Source organism: Grimontia kaedaensis, assembly GCF_023746615.1.
GTDB classification, from domain to species: domain Bacteria; phylum Pseudomonadota; class Gammaproteobacteria; order Enterobacterales; family Vibrionaceae; genus Enterovibrio; species Enterovibrio kaedaensis.
The window spans coordinates 1,293,520-1,312,427 of sequence record NZ_CP082275.1 but is presented as its reverse complement, the minus strand read 5'-3'; the positions used below and the strand labels follow the sequence as shown (position 1 = coordinate 1,312,427).

At 47.5% G+C, this 18,908-nt stretch carries 17 protein-coding genes; 7 read left to right on the top strand and 10 right to left on the bottom strand.

The window, feature by feature from the left end; genetic code table 11:
• Positions 1–17: 17 nt before the first annotated feature.
• Positions 18–629 carry a TetR/AcrR family transcriptional regulator gene (locus tag K6Q96_RS06175; protein ID WP_251878686.1) on the bottom strand — a complete coding sequence of 204 codons (612 nt, stop codon included), beginning with the start codon at positions 627–629 and terminating at the stop codon, positions 18–20.
• 100 nt (positions 630–729) lie between these two features.
• Here K6Q96_RS06175 and K6Q96_RS06170 point away from each other — a divergent pair, with 100 nt between their 5' ends.
• A complete protein-coding gene (locus K6Q96_RS06170) occupies positions 730–1,755 on the top strand; it encodes an NAD-dependent epimerase/dehydratase family protein (protein WP_251878684.1) in 1,026 nt (341 codons plus the stop codon).
• 62 nt (positions 1,756–1,817) lie between these two features.
• Here K6Q96_RS06170 and K6Q96_RS06165 read toward each other — a convergent pair whose 3' ends face one another.
• From K6Q96_RS06165 to K6Q96_RS06150, 4 genes are all read right to left on the bottom strand, one after another.
• Positions 1,818–3,542, bottom strand: a complete 1,725-nt coding sequence (locus K6Q96_RS06165; RefSeq protein ID WP_251878682.1) for a serine hydrolase domain-containing protein — start codon at positions 3,540–3,542, stop codon at positions 1,818–1,820.
• 322 nt (positions 3,543–3,864) lie between these two features.
• A complete protein-coding gene (locus K6Q96_RS06160) occupies positions 3,865–5,376 on the bottom strand; it encodes a CoA-acylating methylmalonate-semialdehyde dehydrogenase (protein WP_251878680.1) in 1,512 nt (503 codons plus the stop codon).
• Between the two features lie 22 nt (positions 5,377–5,398).
• The gene (gene iolE, locus K6Q96_RS06155) at positions 5,399–6,289 is read right to left on the bottom strand and encodes a myo-inosose-2 dehydratase (RefSeq protein ID WP_251878678.1); all 891 of its coding nucleotides are present in this window, start codon (positions 6,287–6,289) and stop codon (positions 5,399–5,401) included.
• Positions 6,290–6,299: 10 nt separating this feature from the next.
• Complete coding sequence (locus K6Q96_RS06150; protein WP_251878676.1) at positions 6,300–8,243, bottom strand: bifunctional 5-dehydro-2-deoxygluconokinase/5-dehydro-2-deoxyphosphogluconate aldolase; 1,944 nt, start codon at positions 8,241–8,243, stop codon at positions 6,300–6,302.
• 221 nt (positions 8,244–8,464) lie between these two features.
• Here K6Q96_RS06150 and K6Q96_RS06145 point away from each other — a divergent pair, with 221 nt between their 5' ends.
• The 3 genes from K6Q96_RS06145 (at position 8,465) to K6Q96_RS06135 (ending at position 10,820) form a co-directional block, all read left to right on the top strand.
• The gene (locus K6Q96_RS06145) at positions 8,465–9,061 is read left to right on the top strand and encodes a TetR/AcrR family transcriptional regulator (RefSeq protein WP_251878674.1); all 597 of its coding nucleotides are present in this window, start codon (positions 8,465–8,467) and stop codon (positions 9,059–9,061) included.
• A gap of 113 nt (positions 9,062–9,174) precedes the next feature.
• The gene (curA, locus tag K6Q96_RS06140) at positions 9,175–10,215 is read left to right on the top strand and encodes an NADPH-dependent curcumin/dihydrocurcumin reductase (protein WP_251878672.1); all 1,041 of its coding nucleotides are present in this window, start codon (positions 9,175–9,177) and stop codon (positions 10,213–10,215) included.
• Between the two features lie 134 nt (positions 10,216–10,349).
• On the top strand, positions 10,350–10,820 hold the full coding sequence (locus K6Q96_RS06135) for a DM13 domain-containing protein (protein ID WP_251878670.1): 471 nt from the start codon (positions 10,350–10,352) through the stop codon (positions 10,818–10,820).
• 2 nt (positions 10,821–10,822) lie between these two features.
• Here the strand turns inward: K6Q96_RS06135 and K6Q96_RS06130 are convergent, their stop codons facing one another.
• Positions 10,823–11,851 carry a LacI family DNA-binding transcriptional regulator gene (locus K6Q96_RS06130; RefSeq protein WP_251878668.1) on the bottom strand — a complete coding sequence of 343 codons (1,029 nt, stop codon included), beginning with the start codon at positions 11,849–11,851 and terminating at the stop codon, positions 10,823–10,825.
• A gap of 414 nt (positions 11,852–12,265) precedes the next feature.
• On the opposite strand from K6Q96_RS06130, the gene K6Q96_RS06125 reads away from it, so the two are divergent.
• A complete protein-coding gene (locus K6Q96_RS06125; protein ID WP_251878666.1) occupies positions 12,266–13,147 on the top strand; it encodes an NAD(P)-dependent oxidoreductase in 882 nt (293 codons plus the stop codon).
• A 282-nt stretch (positions 13,148–13,429) separates the two neighbouring features.
• A complete protein-coding gene (locus tag K6Q96_RS06120) occupies positions 13,430–14,329 on the top strand; it encodes a patatin-like phospholipase family protein (protein ID WP_251878664.1) in 900 nt (299 codons plus the stop codon).
• Positions 14,330–14,474: 145 nt separating this feature from the next.
• Here the strand turns inward: K6Q96_RS06120 and K6Q96_RS06115 are convergent, their stop codons facing one another.
• A complete protein-coding gene (locus K6Q96_RS06115) occupies positions 14,475–14,963 on the bottom strand; it encodes a GNAT family N-acetyltransferase (RefSeq protein WP_251878662.1) in 489 nt (162 codons plus the stop codon).
• A gap of 399 nt (positions 14,964–15,362) precedes the next feature.
• Here K6Q96_RS06115 and K6Q96_RS06110 point away from each other — a divergent pair, with 399 nt between their 5' ends.
• Positions 15,363–16,274 (top strand): DMT family transporter, encoded by a 912-nt coding sequence (locus K6Q96_RS06110; protein ID WP_251878660.1) that lies wholly within the window; start codon positions 15,363–15,365, stop codon positions 16,272–16,274.
• A 46-nt stretch (positions 16,275–16,320) separates the two neighbouring features.
• Here the strand turns inward: K6Q96_RS06110 and K6Q96_RS06105 are convergent, their stop codons facing one another.
• From K6Q96_RS06105 to iolB, 3 genes are all read right to left on the bottom strand, one after another.
• On the bottom strand, positions 16,321–16,887 hold the full coding sequence (locus K6Q96_RS06105) for a DNA-3-methyladenine glycosylase I (protein WP_251878659.1): 567 nt from the start codon (positions 16,885–16,887) through the stop codon (positions 16,321–16,323).
• A 119-nt stretch (positions 16,888–17,006) separates the two neighbouring features.
• Positions 17,007–17,996: an inositol 2-dehydrogenase gene (gene iolG / locus K6Q96_RS06100; RefSeq protein WP_251878657.1), complete on the bottom strand. Its 990-nt coding sequence runs from the start codon at positions 17,994–17,996 to the stop codon at positions 17,007–17,009.
• Positions 17,997–18,016: 20 nt separating this feature from the next.
• Positions 18,017–18,853, bottom strand: coding sequence for a 5-deoxy-glucuronate isomerase (gene iolB / locus K6Q96_RS06095; RefSeq protein WP_251878655.1), 837 nt, complete (start codon positions 18,851–18,853; stop codon positions 18,017–18,019).
• Between the last annotated feature and the right edge of the window lie 55 nt (positions 18,854–18,908).

Here is an 18,908-nt window from a genome sequence, read left to right as displayed (position 1 = left end):
CTATTGCGGCTTTTTCTTTAAGCTAATCTACTTAAAACTGAAAACGCCATCTTCAACACAGTCCTCACTTTCTCTGCATCTTCTCCACGCGCCCGTTGCGCCAAGGCTGCAGTTAATTGCGCATCGATATAATCTGCCACAAACTGGTTAGACATAGTTTCAGGTATCTCGCCGCCTTCCCTTGCTCTTTGCGCCCAGCCTTCGATGAAAAACATAAATTGGTGATGAATTTCCACTAACGCATTCTGTGTTTTGTCCCCGAGTTTAGTTTGGGTATCCCGCATTTTTACCATCAGGCACCCATCAGGTAACTCTTCTCGCTCATTGCAGACGAATTCAACCAATTCCGCCAACACACCGCTTAGCGAAGTTTGGCTTTTTAATTTGGTAATCAAAGGGGAAAAAGTTTGCTCAATATAAGCCGCTAACGCTGCTTGCATGAGTCCATCTTCATTACCAAACTCCCTGTACAGACCGGGCTTGGACACTTCTGCCAGTTTACAGATTTCGTTGATAGAAACACCTCGGGTACCTTCTTGCCAGTAGGCCTTCATCGCCACATCCAGAATACGTTCCCGGTTGATGGTCTTGGGTCTTCCCCTGGCTGCTTTGGTTTTTTCTTGGGTCATATTTAAGTACCAACTGGTATTTTAATGTTGACAGTATGTTCTCACTCGCATTAATGTACCACCCAGTATTTTAATAAACAATTCAAAAAGGACATCTACCATGACGCAAGATACTCGCGGAAAAGTGCTGCTAACTGGCATTTCAGGTTTTATTGGACTCCACTGTGCGAAAGAAGCACTTGAACAAGGCTTTGAAGTTGTTGGTTCTGTTCGAAGTGAAGCGAAAGAAAATGAAGTTCGCGCAACACTTGAAGCAGCGTCGGTAGATACTGCCAACCTGAGTTTTGCTCATTTGGACCTGACCTCTGACAAGGGCTGGGATGAAGCAGCAGCAGGATGTGATTACATCATGCACATCGCCTCTCCTTTCACGATTGCCAATCCTAAAACCGAAGATGAAATGATCATCCCTGCTGTTCAGGGTTCACTTCGCGCCTTGCGTGCGGGAAAAGCTGCAGGCGTTAAACGTGTTGTTTTGACAAGCTCCATCCTTTCGATGATGGGTACCATGAAGACAGGTACATTCGGCCCTGACAACTGGACGGATACTAACTCAACCGAGATCAGCACTTACACCAAAAGTAAAACGCTGGCGGAGCGTGCAGCCTGGGAATTTATGGACACTCTTTCAGATGAAAATGCCATGGAGTTGGTTGTGGTTAACCCAGGTGGCGTATTCGGTCCTCCGCTTGGTAAAAACATCACAGGACAAACCATGGCACTGACCGACCAAATGCTTCGCGGCAAGCTTCCAATGCTGCCAAACATTGCTTTTCCGATGGTAGATGTTCGTGATCTGGCGGTTTTGCACGTGAAAGCGCTGACTGAAACCAGTGCCAAAGGTAAGAGAGTCATTGCAGCTACGTCTGACCCAATCAGCTTTATCCAAATGGCTCAGGTCATGAAAGACCAAGGCTACAAAGGACCAAGCACGAGAAAAGCGCCAGATTTTGTGTTGAAGTTCACTGCCTTGTTTGACCGCGAAGCGAAAGGCATGCTTGGGATGCTTAACATGAACCTGAGCGCCAATACTTCTGCAACCAAGGAAGTGTTTGGTTGGACACCTAGAGCGGCCGTTGAGTCCATTCAAGATACAGCAGACGCTGTTCGTGCATTACAGCATTAAACTTAGGTATTTTCCAAATAATAAAGCCGCTTATGCGGCCTTATTATTTGTTAATTTCTTTATCAGTTAATATTTCGATACTCTCGACCAACAGCATACATAGTGTGCTCATCAATCATTTCAAACACCATGCCTTTATTTCTACCAAAGCCTTGTACTTTAATCAGCGTATCACTCAATACTTTAAGCGGCGTCGGAGAATATTCTGGAGAATATGCGAAATACAATAATTGTTCCTCGGCATCGTAATCCACAATAACATACTGAGCGATGGGTGATTCTCGCCCTTTCAGCTCATACGTTCCAACAAAGTGTTCAAAGCTTTCATCTGCGTGAGTCAGAGAAACAGGAAAATAGAGCGACCGTTCCTCACCAGAGATAATAAGCCTGAAGCCTTGATGCTTTTCACTCGTTTTCAAATATACTTCATCAAGACCAACAACATCATAGAAGTGGGGCGCAACGGCAACTATCTCACTAGAGAAGTCTCCCGCTATCACGTACTGTTTGCCATCACTGCCATTCACCACTTTCAAAATGTCGTCACCCACATATAGGCCATTTAGGAGAGGGCTTTCTATCGTGTCACCAATAGGAAAGTAAGGATCGGGCATATCTTCATTCTGTGGCAGCAAGCTCGATAGCAACGCTGTTGCTAGCTCGTTCACGTAGCCCTCACCGAAGCCATCATTAGTTGATACAAACACACCCATATTATGATTAGGTGCTATCAACATTAAACTATGGAAAGGAGGCAAATCGCCACCGTGTGCGATGACCTTGTGACCGTTTACAGAAATATTAAAAAAGCCAATCCCCATATTCATCTCACCATCAAATACAACATCTGTATTTTGTCGAGAGGCCATCTCCTTAAGAAGACTTTTTGGCAGGATTGAATGTGAATCATACAACCAACTGTCTAGAATAGCTTGCATGTAGCGAGCCATGTCATTACCACTGGCAATAATAGAGCCAGCAGGTAAATCAACACTCTCAGTCAAAGAGGTATTAGCGGAACCCAAATACCCCTTTGCCACACCCTCTCGAGATGTTGGGAGATAACTAAGCGCATTTTGCATGTTTAGAGGCTTAAAGAACTCTTGCTCAAGATATTCAGGCCACTCCAAACCAGAAACACGCTCAACGATTAAGCCCGCTAGACTGTAAGCCTGGTTGTTGTATGCGTGAACCGTTCTTCTATCCCAGGTGAGATAATCTTTGCTTAATCGCAAAGGTATCTCTCTCCACTGGTCTAAAAGGGGCTTATTAGGTTCGTAAGACTGAATCCAGCCAGAGGAAATACCACTGTGGTGTGTCAACAGATCTCTAATACGTATATCTGGGTCTGTCCCTGGTAATACCTTAGGTTGATAATCAGGCAGATATGTATAAATGCTATCTTCCAGTGAAATACGCCCTTCGTTCACCAACTTCATTACCGCGATAGCAGTAAATGTCTTGGTTATAGATGCGATACGAAAGCCAGTTTCTTGTGTTACCAATTTATTTTGATCGATATCTGCATACCCGAATCCATGCAAAAACACTGGTGTGTTGTTTTTCACAACAGATACTGTGATACCCGCGATACCTAGCGCTTCACGTTGTTGTTCAATACATACTTTAAGCGCTTCATAGACGTCATAACTTTCAACCTGACGTGTGCAACTCTCTAGCGATCCAGCCACGTCAGCATTGACTGAAACCGGAAAAGCTGCCATTCCGAAGATGATGGGAAAAGTTGAAAATAAGCGACCTATTTTTCCTTTAAACATATTTTTCATTTTTCCCCCTATAAAGTTTAAAAACCTTGACTAAGGCGGAATAAAAATACATCTCATTTGCAACAATTCTCAACATATCAGTGATTACATTTCTATCAATAACCTAAACTTCCGGGTTAAGTTAAAAGTTCAACAGCAAGTAAGCTTGCCTTTCATAACCACAAAGCAATATCAATCGAAAATATATTTATAATTCCATATAAAGAATAAGAGAAAAGAGATATTACACATAAAAAGGTCTAGAGCTTAGAGATAATAGCTTTATTAAAATACAATATATTTAAATAAAGGCTACAAGCGTAGCCTTTTACATTATTTTCTTTTATCCCATTGTCGGCATAGTGAAATGACTATCGTGGGTTTCCAGCCGCACACTGGCTGGCCAGCGGGTGGTGACGGTTTTCATTCGGGTATAGAAGCGAACGCCATCGTTACCATGCACATTCAGTGGTCCAAAGATTGAGCGTTTCCAGCCGCCAAAGCTGTGGAATGCCATTGGTACAGGAATTGGCACATTAACGCCTACCATACCTGCCAACACATCTTCACTGAACTGACGGGCAGTTTCACCGTCTCGGGTGAAGATGGCAGAACCATTGCCATACTCGTGGCGGTTAATCAGTTCTAAGGCGGTTTGGTAATCCGGAACACGAACTACAGACAACACGGGGCCAAAGATTTCATCCTGATAGATGGTCATATCTGGCGTGACGTCATCAAATAGCGTGGGGCCGACAAAGTAGCCATTGTCATGCCCTTCCACCTTACGGCCGCGACCATCGACCACCAGTTTCGCGCCCTGCTCAACGCCCGCATCAATGTAGCCGACAATTTTGTCGCGATGCTGTGCGGAAATAACTGGCCCCATGTCGTTTTCAGGGCCGTCTACAATACCCGGGCCTACACGCATTTTGTTGATGCTTTCTGACAGCGAAGCCACCAGCTTATCGGCCGTTTCATCGCCAACAGCGACAACAACAGACAGTGCCATACAACGCTCGCCCGCCGCGCCAAAGCCAGCACCGACTATCGCGCCGCTTGCCATTTCAAGGTCAGCATCAGGCATTAAAATACAGTGATTCTTCGCACCACCGAGTGCCTGACAACGTTTGCCATGCGCAGACGCCGTGGAGTAAATGTACTCCGCGATAGGTGTTGAACCGACAAAGCTCACCGCCTGAACGCGCGGATCTGTCAGCAGCACATCAACCGCTTCTTTGTCGCCGTTGACCACGTTGAACACGCCGTCTGGCAATCCGGCCTCTTTCAGTAACTCGGCCAGCATCAGACCCAAAGACGGATCCTTCTCAGAAGGCTTGAGTACGAAGGTGTTACCGGTAGCAAGGGCAATCGGGAACATCCACATCGGTACCATCGCGGGGAAGTTAAATGGGGTGATCCCGGCACACACGCCAAGGGGCTGCATTATGGAGTGACTATCAACACCAGAGCCCACATTTGCAGAGCTCTCCCCTTTTTGTAGATGTGGAATTCCACAAGCAAACTCGACAACTTCCAAACCGCGGGTCAACTCGCCCACAGCATCAGAGTAGACTTTTCCGTGTTCATTACTGATAAGGCGAGCCAGTTTGTCCTGATTCGCTTCAAGCAGCGCTTTGAATTGGAACATCACACGGGCACGGCGTAATGGTGGCGTTTTCTTCCATGCAGGAAAAGCCGCATGCGCAGCAGCCACGGCCGCCTCTGCTTCTTCTGCTTTGCTCAATACCACCTGACGGGTTTGCTCGCCGGTCGCTGGGTCAAATACTGCGCCAAATCGTTCAGTACTGCTTTCTGCGATTTGTCCGTTAATAAAGTTATGAACTGTTTCCATGTCTTGGGTCTCCATGTCTCAATCACATCAATCCGGCATTTCGCGCAAAGGACGCCAAATTGTTATATCCGAGTGTTGCGTATGTCAGTGGGTGCGCAATCGAAGGATCTTGCTCTGCTTCTACCACTAACCAACCTGAGTAATTTGCCTGTTTCAGCACATCCATCACCGCCGCATAGTCAATACAACCATCGCCCGGTACGGTGAACACGCCATTTAATACGGCATCTAAAAAGCTGAGCCTGCGGTTTTTGGCATCGTCCAGAACTGATTGGCGAATGTCTTTACAATGCACGTGATTAATTCTGTCGGCGTGACGCTTGGCGACAGCAATAGGATCGCCACCAGCAAAATGCAGATGACCGGTATCCAGCAGCAAGCCGACTTCTGGGCCTGTTTCCGCCATCAGACGATCCACATCCGCTTCGCTTTCAATCACGGTGCCCATATGGTGGTGATAAGCGATCTGTACCCCGTGGGATTGGGTGTACTTCGCCAGTTCCGTCAGTTTTTGGCCGTACTCCTGCCAGCGATGTTCAGGAAACGCCGGACGCCTCTCGACAGGCATGTTTTGATTTCCGTGAACACAACCTGTGACTTCCGCAAACACCATGACCTTCGCACCGAGCGTTTTCAGCAGATTCAGGTGCGATTGCATCGCTTCAATTTCCTGCTCTACGCTTCTGCTCAGCAGTTCACCGGAATACCAGCCAGATACCAGCTTCAGGTCGTGCTTTGCCAAAATCGGGCCCAGCACATCAGGGTTACGCGGAAATTTGTTTCCCAACTCAAACCCGGTAAAACCAGCCTGTCTGCCTTCAGAAAGGCATACCTCTAAGGGCGTTTCAGCGCCCAGCGAGGGCAAGTCATCATTCGTCCACGTCAGTGGGTTTATCCCTAATTCAACAGCCATGATCGTCTCCTTACTCTCCGCGTTGGCGCCAGGTTTCAATCAACCCGAGATAATTCGCCTTAACGGCAGCAACCAACCCTTGGTTATCCAGCTCGCCACGCATCCACTGACGGCTTGGCTCACCAAAGATGGTGCGGCCGACAGCAAAACCCTTCACGGTTTTCGAAACTGACGACGCAGCAAAACCCGCTTTCAGCTCATCGGCCGGCGCATCCAGTCCCAACAGCACCACGCCACGACAATGCGTATCGCGTTGTTCAATCAGTTCATCTGCCGCCTGCCAGCCTTGCTTGGTCAGTGGAGGCAATTTCCACCAATCTGGTTTGATGCCCAAATTGTAAAAACGGGTCATCGCACGCAAGTAAAGAAAATCTGCTTCTTTCGCGGAGCTCACCTCGATATCTTTCGGCAAGATCACTTCCACCAACAACTCGTTCCCCGCAGCGCAACAGGCTTCATAGACTTCACGAAGCATGTTTTCCTGTTCCAATTGCAGCCCCCGGGTATCGTCGGGGTGATAGAAAACGAGGCATTTAACGACCTGTTCTTTTGGCCAGCTCGCGAGTTGAGTACCGATGTTGCCATGTTCAAGGCGCAAAGGACGAGAGCCCGGCAGCTCGATAGGTCGTCCTACCCACCAGCGCTCACTGACATGATTGCCAAACCCTGTTGCAGCATTCAGCACTTCCATGCCAAAAGTAGAGTCGCACAGAATCCCCGCTTTTCCTTTCAGACCAGATTCCTGCGCCACTTCCTGAGCCGCTTGCCAGATGAGTTTTTTGAGATAAGGGATATGCGCGATATCGATTCCCGCTTCCTGTGCCATTTCGACAAACTGAGCGCGATGGTCGAACGCCAGCACACACAAATCACTCCAAGCCAGCTCTCGGGTGGTTACACGGTGAAGGTGGTTCAGCATGCTATCCCTATCCGGGCGTGGGATTTCATGCTCATGTTGCAGGTAGTAATCCAATTCTTCTTTGGTAGGCATGGCTGGCGAGCAACCGTGGCGGGAAACCACCAGCGCACCACAGGCGTTAGCATAGCGGCAGCATTGCTCCCAGGATTCATCATTCAGGTAGCCACGAAGCAAACCTGACATAAAAGCATCACCCGCGCCGAGTACATTCAGCACTTCCACGCGTACGCCTTTCACCGTGATGCCGTCATCCAGAACACTACCGATTTCGTCGGTAAATACGCTGCACCCCAGCGGGCCACGTTTGCATACCAAGGTCGCATCCGTAAAGGTACGAACAGATTTCAGCGCCTCGACGGAATCTTCCGAACCACCTGCAATGTGAAACTCTTCTTCGGTGCCGACAATCAGGTCAAACAGGCCCAGCACTTCCTGAAGCTGGCGGGTGACCTCATCTGATTCGATGTAGCGGGTTTCACCATCTCCCAGCGAAGTCAGGCCCCAAAGGACCGGACGGTAGTCCACATCCAAGGCTGTGCGAACGCCATGCTTGCGTGCGTAGTTCAGTGCGGTGATTACCGCTTCACGGGAGCTTGGATTGGAAAGGTGGGTGCCCGTGATCGCCAAACACTTGGCAGAAGCAATGTAATCTTCATTAATGTCTTCTGGGGTGATGGCTTTGTCAGCGCAATTGTCGCGGTAGAAAATTAGCGGGAAGGTGTCTTCATCTTTGATGCCAAGCAGCACCAGCGCGGTTAGCCTTTCTTTATCGATGATGATATTGCTGGTATCGACGCCGACACGCTCCAATTCCTCAGTAACAAAGCGTCCCATGTGCTCGTCACCAACACGTGCCAACATGCCGGATTTCAACCCCTGCCTTGCGGTACCGTGAGCAACGTTGCCCGACGAGCCACCCAAATATTTGGCAAAGGTTCGCATGTCTTCTAGGCGCGAACCGACCTGCTCCCCATACAAATCAACGGCGACTCGCCCAAGGCAAATCACGTCCAATGTTTTTTCTACCGTCGTCATTCCCGACTCCTGTCAGATTTCCCATCCTGTTCAGTGTGGCTGAACCTGAAAAATACACTTCACCTAACCGCATTATGAAATGTACGTTTCATTTTATACTAAGATCGAAACGGTCAGATCGCAACCAATGAAACAAACATTTCATCGGTTATTTCACTGGTAGGATCATCCTTAAGATCACCACTAGACGACTGGTCTAATTTCCGCTAATCTGCTTCACCATGAACACAGAGACCCAATCTACCCGCCAGCATATTCTCGACGTCGGCTATCAACTCATTGTTGAAAAAGGCTTTTCGAACGTCGGTCTGGCGCAACTGCTTAATCATGCCGGGGTGCCGAAAGGCTCCTTCTATCACTATTTCAAATCCAAAGAACAATTCGGCGAAGCGTTGATCGAAGACTACTTCTCTCAATATCAGACCAAACTGGATGCGCATTTCAGCAACCCCTCTCTCAATGGCTTTGAGAAGCTCATGGGTTACTGGATGAAATGGATTGAAGTAAATGACGGCATGTGTGGCAGCCAGCGGTGTCTGGTGGTGAAGCTGAGTGCAGAAGTGTCTGACCTGTCTGAATCTATGCGTATTTCGTTGCTGAATGGCGCAAACCGAATTGTCGCTATGCTTGCTGATTGCGTTCAGATTGGCATTGAAGACGGTTCGATTCAGGTTAGTAACGCTGAAAAAGCCGCCAGTCAGCTTTATCAACTTTGGATTGGTGCAAGCCTGATGAGCAAGCTCAACCAGAATGTAGAGCCGATGAAACAGGCGCTGGAAAGCACAGAGCACCTGCTCAAAGGACAACACGCTTTTTAATCAAAGGGCGCAGCAGCGCCGATAAAACCGCCAAAAGCACTTGGCGGATTTTTTTACTCAATTACTAGACGACTGGTCTAGCAATGATATCACAACGTAAAGGGAATCAGCACATGTCAGTTTCGTTGGAAAACAACCGCATTGTTCTAGCTTCACGCCCAGTTGGCGCGCCTGTTACCGATAACTTCCGTTTGGAATCTCAGGACGTTCCTGCCCTGAAAGATGGTGAACTGCTGCTTCGCACCATTTACCTCTCACTCGACCCTTACATGCGTGGCCGCATGAGCGATGCTAAATCTTACGCTGATCCTGTTGAGCTTGATGATGTGATGGTCGGCGCGACGGTTTGTCAGGTTGAGGATTCACTGAATCCTGGCTTTGAAAAAGGCGAATGGGTGCTGGCCTTCTCGGGCTGGCAGTCTTACGCCGTGTCTGACGGCGAAGGTCTGCTGAAACTGGGAAAATCCCCTACTCATCCTTCGTTCGCGCTGGGCATCATGGGTATGCCCGGCTTTACTGCTTACATGGGCCTATTGGATATTGGTCAGCCTAAAGAAGGTGACACCTTGGTTGTAGGAGCCGCAACTGGCCCGGTTGGCGCGACAGTGGGTCAAATCGGCAAACTAAAAGGCTGCAAAGTCGTCGGTGTTGCAGGCGGTGAAGATAAGTGTCGCCACGCGGTTGAAGTACTTGGCTTTGATGTTTGTATCGATCACAAGGCGGATGACTTCGCAGAACAACTGGCAGCCGCTTGTGACAAAGGCATCGACGTTTACTATGAAAACGTTGGCGGTAAAGTATTCGACTCGGTACTTCCACTACTTAACACTGGTGCACGCATCCCGCTATGTGGATTGGTTTCTCAATACAACGCGACCACACTGCCAGAGGGACCAGACCGCATGTCACTGCTAATGGCGACCTTGCTGATCAAGCGTATCAAGATGCAAGGCTTCATCATCTTTGATGATTACGGTCACCGTTACGACGAGTTTGCTGCCGACATGGGCAAATGGCTGATGGAGGGCAAAATGCAGTACAAAGAGCAAATCGTTGAAGGTTTAGATGCTGCACCCAAAGCCTTTATGGGCCTACTGGAAGGAAAAAACTTCGGTAAATTGGTAGTGAAAGTCGCCGAGCCAATCGACGTATAATTCCCGCTCCACAATTGAGAAGGAATTGAAAAAGCCCGCCCGGTTTCGCCCGGCGGGCTTTTTGTCACTTCACCCGCTAAAGCAACGTGTTAGGTTACACTCTAGTTAAGAAAAACTTTCACGCAGGGGATGCAATGAAAAACTGGATCGTTTTACTTTTCACTCATGGCTTTGCCATCGCCATCGGTTTTGCTGCTGGTATTTACGCACTACCGATTCTTATCGCGCCGGAAGGCCCTTCTGTTGAAGTGATCGAATCAACCGCGTCTAAAGCCAATTACTTGGGTGAATTCCGTAAAGATCTGAAAGACAGCGACACCTTCCATTGGGGTGAAGGTAAAGTGTCTATCGGCCCAGAAACGATTTCACTGATGGGAGAACTGGCGCCAGGCCCAGACTATAAACTCTATCTTTCACCTGAGTTTGTTGAAACAGAAGCCGATTTCAACCGCTTGAAGCCACAAATGCAACGCGTGGGTGATGTAAAAACCTTCCAGAATTTCTTGGTAGAAGTCCCTAGTGATGTCGACCCATCGCAATTCAATACCGTGATTGTTTGGTGTGAATCTTTTGGTGAGTTTATTACCGCAGCGCGCTATAAGTGACATTATTCAATGGGCAGGTTCTCTTGCAAAATGATCTCAGTACGTATTATTTTGCTTCCGGTTGCTGGCGCTGAACCTGCCAATAATTCAAAAGCTCCTCTCGCAACGTCATTCATATTTTGGTGAATAATAGCATCCACTGCGTGACTAATTAGGTAGTCCCTAGAGCTAGAAGTTAGGTTGTGTGCAACCACCACAATATCTTTTTCTATACCCAACTCTATCAAGGCACTGACAATCCCCCTATTACCTGAGCCTACGTTGTAAATTCCTTTTAAATTAGGTTGGCAACGTATAAGATCGACCACGTTGTCATGATTATCCTCTGGCCCATCCTTACCAGCTAACACATCCAACACTCGAATGCTTGGGCATCTTTCTCTAAGAGCAGCTCTAAAACCCATTTCGCGGTCTTCATGGCTTTGATACATAGAACTTCCGCATAAAATCGCCACTTCACCTTCATCAGCTCTAAGAAAACGCCCCATCAAGGCTCCTGCCGTTTTACCAGCAGCGCGGTTATCCATACCCACATGGCTCAGCTGTGGAGAGACCGAAAGATTAGAAAGTAACGAAACGACAGGCATCCCTGTTGCTCTGATGGCACTCAAGCGATGAGTTGTGCGTGGGTGGTCAATACCGAGGACAACAAGCGCACCAGCCCCCTCATTAAGAGCCTGCTCGATCGCATGGCTAAACGCTACTGGGTCAATACGTCGATAGAAATGAAAACTCACTGGTCTCTCGTAATGCCCACCAACAGCCTGCAATGCCAATTTCAGGTTTTCATCAATCGAAGGTCCAGCGCCTGATGGTAGGATGCAATGTATAACTCCTTTGAACTTAAGCCTTCTCTCCTCTAGCGTTTGCCCCAACTTGGTATCTTTTAACTTTTGATAAGCTTCCCAAACCCTCTCAGCTGTAAGTGCCCTGACATTAGGTCGACGATTTAGGACACGATCAACAGTTGCCGTGCTGACTCCCGCTAGGTCAGCAATATCAGACAAGCGGAATTTTTGTTTTGGTTTCATCGCTAATTCCTAGTTGAGCTTTTATTATGATTTTATTTGAGGTTTATAAATTATAAACCTCAAAATCCATCATTTTTCTACCTTATCAAAAATAAGAAAAAGCAAATTTATAATTGATAATGTATTTTCAACAGAGAGAACGCACTATTTCCGATTGATGTGATTTGATGAAATCTACCATACTCCAAAGTCATTCTAATTGCTAAACACCTCCACAAAAAACCTAATAACCCCAATAAAAACAGAGGTGTAATTAGTTTATTACTTTCAAGAAAGAAGCGAGACTTACACTATTTTTAAGGAGGACCTTTGTTTGAGCACAAGAGAAACTAGTTCTAACCTCCTATTGTCGATAAAAAGTAATTGATGTCTTTTGATTTTATTGACCCTTATTGAATTACACGGAGGTTTTCAGTGAAAAATGTAGGTTTTATAGGGTTAGGTGACATGGGATCACAGATGGCAATGAACCTCAAGAAGAGTGGGTTTCAGCCAATTGGCTTTGACCTTAGTGAATCAAGGATGGAGTCGCTACGAGAGATAGGAGGAGCAACCGCAGCAACCTGTTCTGACGTCGGCACATATTGCGATGTTGCTTTTGTTATGGTGATGAACGGGACACAAGTCAAAAACGTCGTGCAGCAGTTAGGGGAATCAATGCAGCCTGGTAGCACGATTATTGTCACTGCAACAATTCACGCCTCTGAAATTCGTGAAGCTTACGCCATTGCTCAGGAAAAGGGACTGGAGATGATTGATAGCCCTGTCAGTGGGGGCTTGGGCGGTGCACAGAATGCAACATTGACACTCATGCCTGCAGCCAAATCCAGCGTCCTCGAAGCCAATCGTCCCCTGTTAGAGGCCATTTCCAGCAACATTCTCTATGTCGGTGAACAAGTAGGGGCAGGACAAACCGTGAAAGCCTCGTTGCAGGCCTACATTGGTGCTTCTTTCACCGCTATTTTCGAATCATTGGTACTCGGAGCCAAAGCTGGTGTCGATGGCAAAGTCCTCTTTGAAGTTTTTGGCAAAAGCGCCGCCGCTAGCCCTCTTTTTAACAATTGCGCCAAGCTGATTCTGGATCGGAAATTCGAAAAAACGGGAAGTCATATCGCCACCATGTATAAAGATCTCAGCATCACAATGGCCATGGCAAAAGAAAACGGCGTGCCTATGTTTACGACCGCCTCAGCTTTCGAGTTATTCCAGGCAGGTAAAACCATGTATCCCGAGGGAGATAACTGGTCGATTGTAAAAATGCTCGAAAAAATGGCTGATACCAAGGTGGAATGGTAAGAAGAATCTATGGCGGCAGTGATAAATGAATCTTTCTGATGCAATAGGTACTTTCAATACCCCTGCGAAACCTTACCTTAACGTCACTGCCGCTATAGAAAGAATGAGCGTTACCCACTTACAAGTTAAGACATTGAAATAAAATGAAAGCAACACATAAGTCTAATACTCACTGGCCTAAGTTAAGTCGTGCCTATCGATTGAATAGTCACTAACGATTTCAGCTAGCAGATGAAAAACCTTAACCTAATGCCAATAGCTACAGAGTAAGAGATAAGAAACATGTCAGGTAAGAAAGCACTGGTCGTTGAAGGTGGAGCCATGCGCGGTATTTTCGCGAGCGGTGTGTTAGATGCGTTTTTGGACGTTAATTTTAATCCTTTTGATTTCGCCATTGGCGTGTCTGCTGGTGCCTCCAACCTGCTGGGTTATCTTGCGCAGCAGCCAAACCGCAGCTATCAGGTCATCACTGGTTTAGCGACCGATGATGCTTTCTTTAACCCTGCACGTTTTGTTCGTGGCGGTAATCTGGTTGACGTTCAGTGGCTGGAACAAGAGTCTCTACGCCGCTTCCCTCTCGACACAAACACCCTGTTCAACAACATTCCTTTGCTGGCAACCGTAACCAACGTGGATACTGGTGATGCAGACTATTACTGGGTGAAGCCAGACAATATGTCAAAAGTGCTTGAAGCGACCACTGCCCTGCCGATCGCTTATCGCCCGACGCCGTGTTTCTCTGGTGGCTGTTACACCGATGGTGGCGTTGCCGATTCCATCCCGGTTGCAGAAGCCTATCGACGCGGTGCGCGAGAAATCACAGTTATCCTGTCACAGCCTGGCGACTATGAAATGTCTCCAATGAAAATGCCTAAGCTGATGGATCAACTGCTGAAGAAGTACCCTCACGTTGCAGATGCGATGCGTAAACGTGCCGAGCGTTATAACGCCTCGCTGGCGTTTATTAAGAACCCGCCAAAGGATTGCGTAGTGAATGTAATTGCGCCACCAGACACCTTTCCGGTTGGCCGCTTCACCATGAAGAAATCCAAGCTCGATGAAGGCTATGGCATGGGTATTCAAGCGGGTCAGGCGTACATGTTTAATCTGTACAAAGACGTGTTAAAGCAACAAGTGCTGGAAGAAGGGTCGACCAGAAAGGTTCGGGATTTGGTGATTTGAGTTCGCTGCTTAAAATCTTATTTCTTGATCTTTGGCTTTCAAAAACCACAAAACTCAAACCACCATCTCGTTGCTATGAAATGACAGTAAAGCTGACTGTGAATTAGATCCTCAAAACCTTTATGTTAACTAGAAAAAGTGGCTATTAGAGGAGTAGGTTCATCTTCAAGCTACATTCCATTTGACCTGACGGAAGCTCCACTTCACCCTTTTCTCCCGTGTACTGAAAGCCAAATTTTTCGTAAAGCTTTTGCGCGATTAGGTTTGATTCATAGACTTCGAGTTTCAGCTCTTTGAAGCCGAAGCGCCGACTATCCAGCAATACCGCCTCCAGTAACTTTTTAGCAATACCTTGGCCCCTGAAATCCGAATGCACTTGAGCACCAATAAACCCAACTTCATCTGAGTGCTGCCCACACATTGTCCCAGGGAAAGCCTCAACGCTTCCAACGATCTCGTTATCAATGATCGCAACGAATTGAGGTATTTTTTGTTGAGTGATTTTATTCAAAACAACATCAATTTTGTGTTTGGGCGGCGGAGGGCTACGAAGGTAAATACCCTCATTGAAGACACTTTGCCAAAGCGCCCAAAATCCATTTAAGTCATCAGAACAAATTCTTCGAATTTCCATATTACTCCGGATATACAACAACAAAATGAGGAGGACTGGGGGTTGTGTAGACTGAAAAGAGTTAATCTTTTCTAGCAAACTCAAGGGACCGTATCACGCCCTCGTAGAGACTCAGTGGATTGGCATTTCTAGTTTGCGACCCAATTGGGAGAATTTGCTCACTCTGCATTCAAAACCAATCCAAAAATTCCCTTGCCCACCCGTCTCTATTTCTGTAGTTTAAAAATTCATCACCAAAAAAGAGTCACTTATGATTTTCAAATCTCTACCACTCTGGCTACTTCTTCTTATGCCCTTCAGTCGGTAGAGTGGCTCGTTTCCGGCTGTGAGTAGAACAGCCGGATGTCGTCCTCTCACAGCCTTGATTAAAACAACAAACCAAATTCAAGGAAGTGAACAATGAATGACGCGTCTGTCAGTACGCAAGACTCCTCCGATTACCGAACCGGTATCATTTACGCCTTAGTTGGCACGGTGCTTTTCTCTGTCAAGCCTGTGCTTATCAAGCTCGCGTACACGATGGGTGGTGATGCCACTGCTATCATGAGTCTTCGTGCAGCGTCTTCCCTTCCTATTTATTTCCTCATCCTGCTCTGGCTATGCCGAAATGCCAGTGAACGCAGCAAAGTTCGACAATTTGGCTGGAAAGCTGCACTTGTCGGTGTACTTGGCTACTACTTCGCGGCATTGCTGGACATCATGGCGCTAGAGTTTATTTCAGCTCAACTGGAACGCTTGTTGATCTTCCTGTTTCCATCGTTTGTGGTGATCATCAGTTGGGTCTTTATGAAAGAGGCACCGCGCAAAGGGACGTTTCTTTCTATCGCTATTGGTTATGTCGGCGTTGCCATGATTGTGCTGCATGATTTCAGCTCATTTGGTTCACAGGTTTGGCTTGGTAGTGTGATGGCCATTGGTGCGGCTTTGGCCTTTGCCGTTTATTTGGTGTTGAGTAAGAAAGTGATTGGCCAGATGGGTTCCCAACTTTTCACCAGTATTGGTATGGGCAGTGCAGGATTGGTGATCATGGCTCAGTATCAAGTAAAAGGCGCGCAATTCAGTGAGATGTCGAATGAGCTTATTGCACTGGGCGTCGTGCTGGGTTTTTTCTGTACGGTATTGCCTTCGTACTTTGTTGCTGCGGCCATGGCAAGGTTAACCCCATCTGTGCTGAGTCTAACCAGCAATATTGGTCCAGCAGTGACCGCACTTTTTGCTATTACCCTGCTTGATGAAGCCTTCACCATCTGGCACGGCCTAGGGATGATTCTGGTGGTTTATGCCGTGGTGAGAATCAACAAGAAGAGCTAAAACAGAAAAGCTGGCAGAGATGCCAGCTTTTCTGTTTTTATCGGTCTTATTCGCCGACATCAACCCCATAGCGGAAGCAGCTTGTCAGGTGATCGTTCACCATACCGGTCGCCTGCATATAGGCATAACAAATCGTGGTACCCACAAACTTAAAGCCTTTCTTTTTCAGCGCTTTACTCATGGCATCAGATTCGGGTGTGGAAGTTGGGACATCCCCTAAGGTTTCCCAATGATTGATGATGGGTTTTCCACCCACAAACTGCCAGATGTATTCGTTGAAGCCGCCAAACTCTTTCTGGATTTCCAACACCAACTTGGCGTTAATCACAGTGCCATTCACTTTGAGTTTGTTACGGACGATGGCCGGGTTTTCCAACAGATCGGCGATTTTCTTTTCGTCATAGGCCGCCACGGTTTCAATATGGAATTTGTCGAAAGCTTCGCGGTAACCTTCACGCTTTTTGAGAATAGTGGTCCAGCTTAATCCTGCTTGCGCACCTTCCAGAATCAGCATTTCAAACAGTTGCTGATCATCATGAACAGGCACACCCCACTCTTCGTCGTGATATTTCTGATCCAGTTCGCTTACATTCGCCCAGCTGCAACGCTCCATGTCTTCCCCATATTTTGTGTGAATATCAACACTGTATATTTATACATATTAATTGCAACTCGCGCAAAAAAAGAGGACGCAGTACTGAGACTGCCTCCTCTTATTTTTGTAGGAGGAAACTAATTCACTTTCACCGTTTGGTGCATTTCCAGCGATTCCAGCGCACATTCCGCGAGGTAAAGGGCCAATTCGCCATCCATGCCAGTACATTGCGGCTCTGCTTTGCCTTCCAATACATCGACAAAGTGTTGCCACTCGGCAATGTAAGCGTCTTTGTATCTTTCCAGGAAGAAGTACTGAGGCTTAGCCGCAGCACAGTTTTCGTCGCCCCAATGTTCAACCTGATGCTCGCGGACATTGCCTGCTTTCAACATGCCTTTGCTGCCATGCAGTTCGATACGTTGATCGTAACCATAGCCAGAACGGCGGCTATTAATGATGGTCGCCATCGCACCGGATTCGAAATGCATGACCACAACAGCACTGTCGATATCGCCAGCTTCACCAATCGCTGGGTCTACCAAGCATGAGCCGTGCGCTGATACTGAAACCGGATCTTCACCCATGATGAAACGTGCCATGTCCAAATCATGAATCGACATGTCACGGAAAATGCCGCCGGATACTTTCACGTATTCAGCAGGTGGTGGCGATGGGTCGCGGGACGTGATCACCAAGGTTTCGGCTTTACCAATTGCGCCGGATTCAAACAAATCTTTCAGGGTACGGAATTGAGGGTCGTAGCGACGGTTAAAGCCAACGAGTAACTTGGCATTATTTTCATTCACGACATTCAGGCATCCCCTGACTCGCTCCAAACTCAGGTCTATCGGCTTTTCACAGAAAATTGCTTTGCCCGCTCGCGCAGCTTGCTCAATCAAATCCGCATGGGTATCTGTCGCGGAACAAATCACCACGGCATGAATATCCGGATCTGCCATGGCTTCTTCCGTAGTCATCACTTCGGCATCATATTCATCTGCAAGTTTGGCAGCGCCTTCGTGATAAGGGTCTATCACCGCTTTGATTTGAGTCAGCGGGTGAGCGTCTATATTCACTGCATGGACTTTCCCTATCCGTCCACAGCCGAATAACGCGATATTAAACATAGCCTCTCCTTTTGCTACTGCTATTTTTGATTGTTGTGCTTGTTGGCATATTCCGGACTGTTCACCCACGCATGGTCTTCTTCCCAGGTGAACAACCATTTTCTTACTGGCCCCGCCATGACATTCAGGTAATAGCTGTCATAACCCGCTATGGTCGCCACAGGATGATAACCACGGGGAACCATGACCACATCGCCGTCGTAAACGGCCATGCTTTCATCAAGATCACGCTCATCGGTATAAACCCGCTGAATGCAGAAACCCTGAGACGGGTTCAATCTGTGGTAGTAGGTTTCCTCAAGGTGTGTTTCTTCCGGCGGTGCGTCCCTGTCATGCTTGTGGCTGGGGTATGAACTGGTACAACCTTCGTCAGTATAGACTTCTACCACCAGCAGGCTGTCTGCGTCCTCGTTATCTGGGAGAATGTTGTGTACATAGCGTTTGTTATTGCCGTTTCCTCTCGCCTCTGCGCCAACTTGCTCAGGAGTGATAAGACGAGAAGGAAATGTGCCTTTACCCGTAGCGCGACATACTGCAAGCTCAACGTCCGTGGTGGCAGTCAGTTCAGCAGTATCTCCCGCAGTGACGTATAGCGAGTACGGTTTTTTCTTTTCAAACGGCCCTGAACGGTCGCCAATTTCACCCAGTGATTCACCTGCCAATGTGGCATTCGCTTTACCGCCCACCAGCACAAGACAGATTTCCTCGTCACTGCTGGCTTTGAACGTGATCGTTTCATCAGGTGCGAGTTGGTAAGCCTGAAAGCCTACGTATTTCCAGCCTGCAGAGGCGGGAGTGATATTCTGGTAGCGCCCTTTTTCGTCGGGCAGGTTTCGCTTGGAAAGCAGGTCAGACATAACGGCTCCTTGTCGTGACTGATCATGAACTGATTGATGATCCAATCTGCCAATA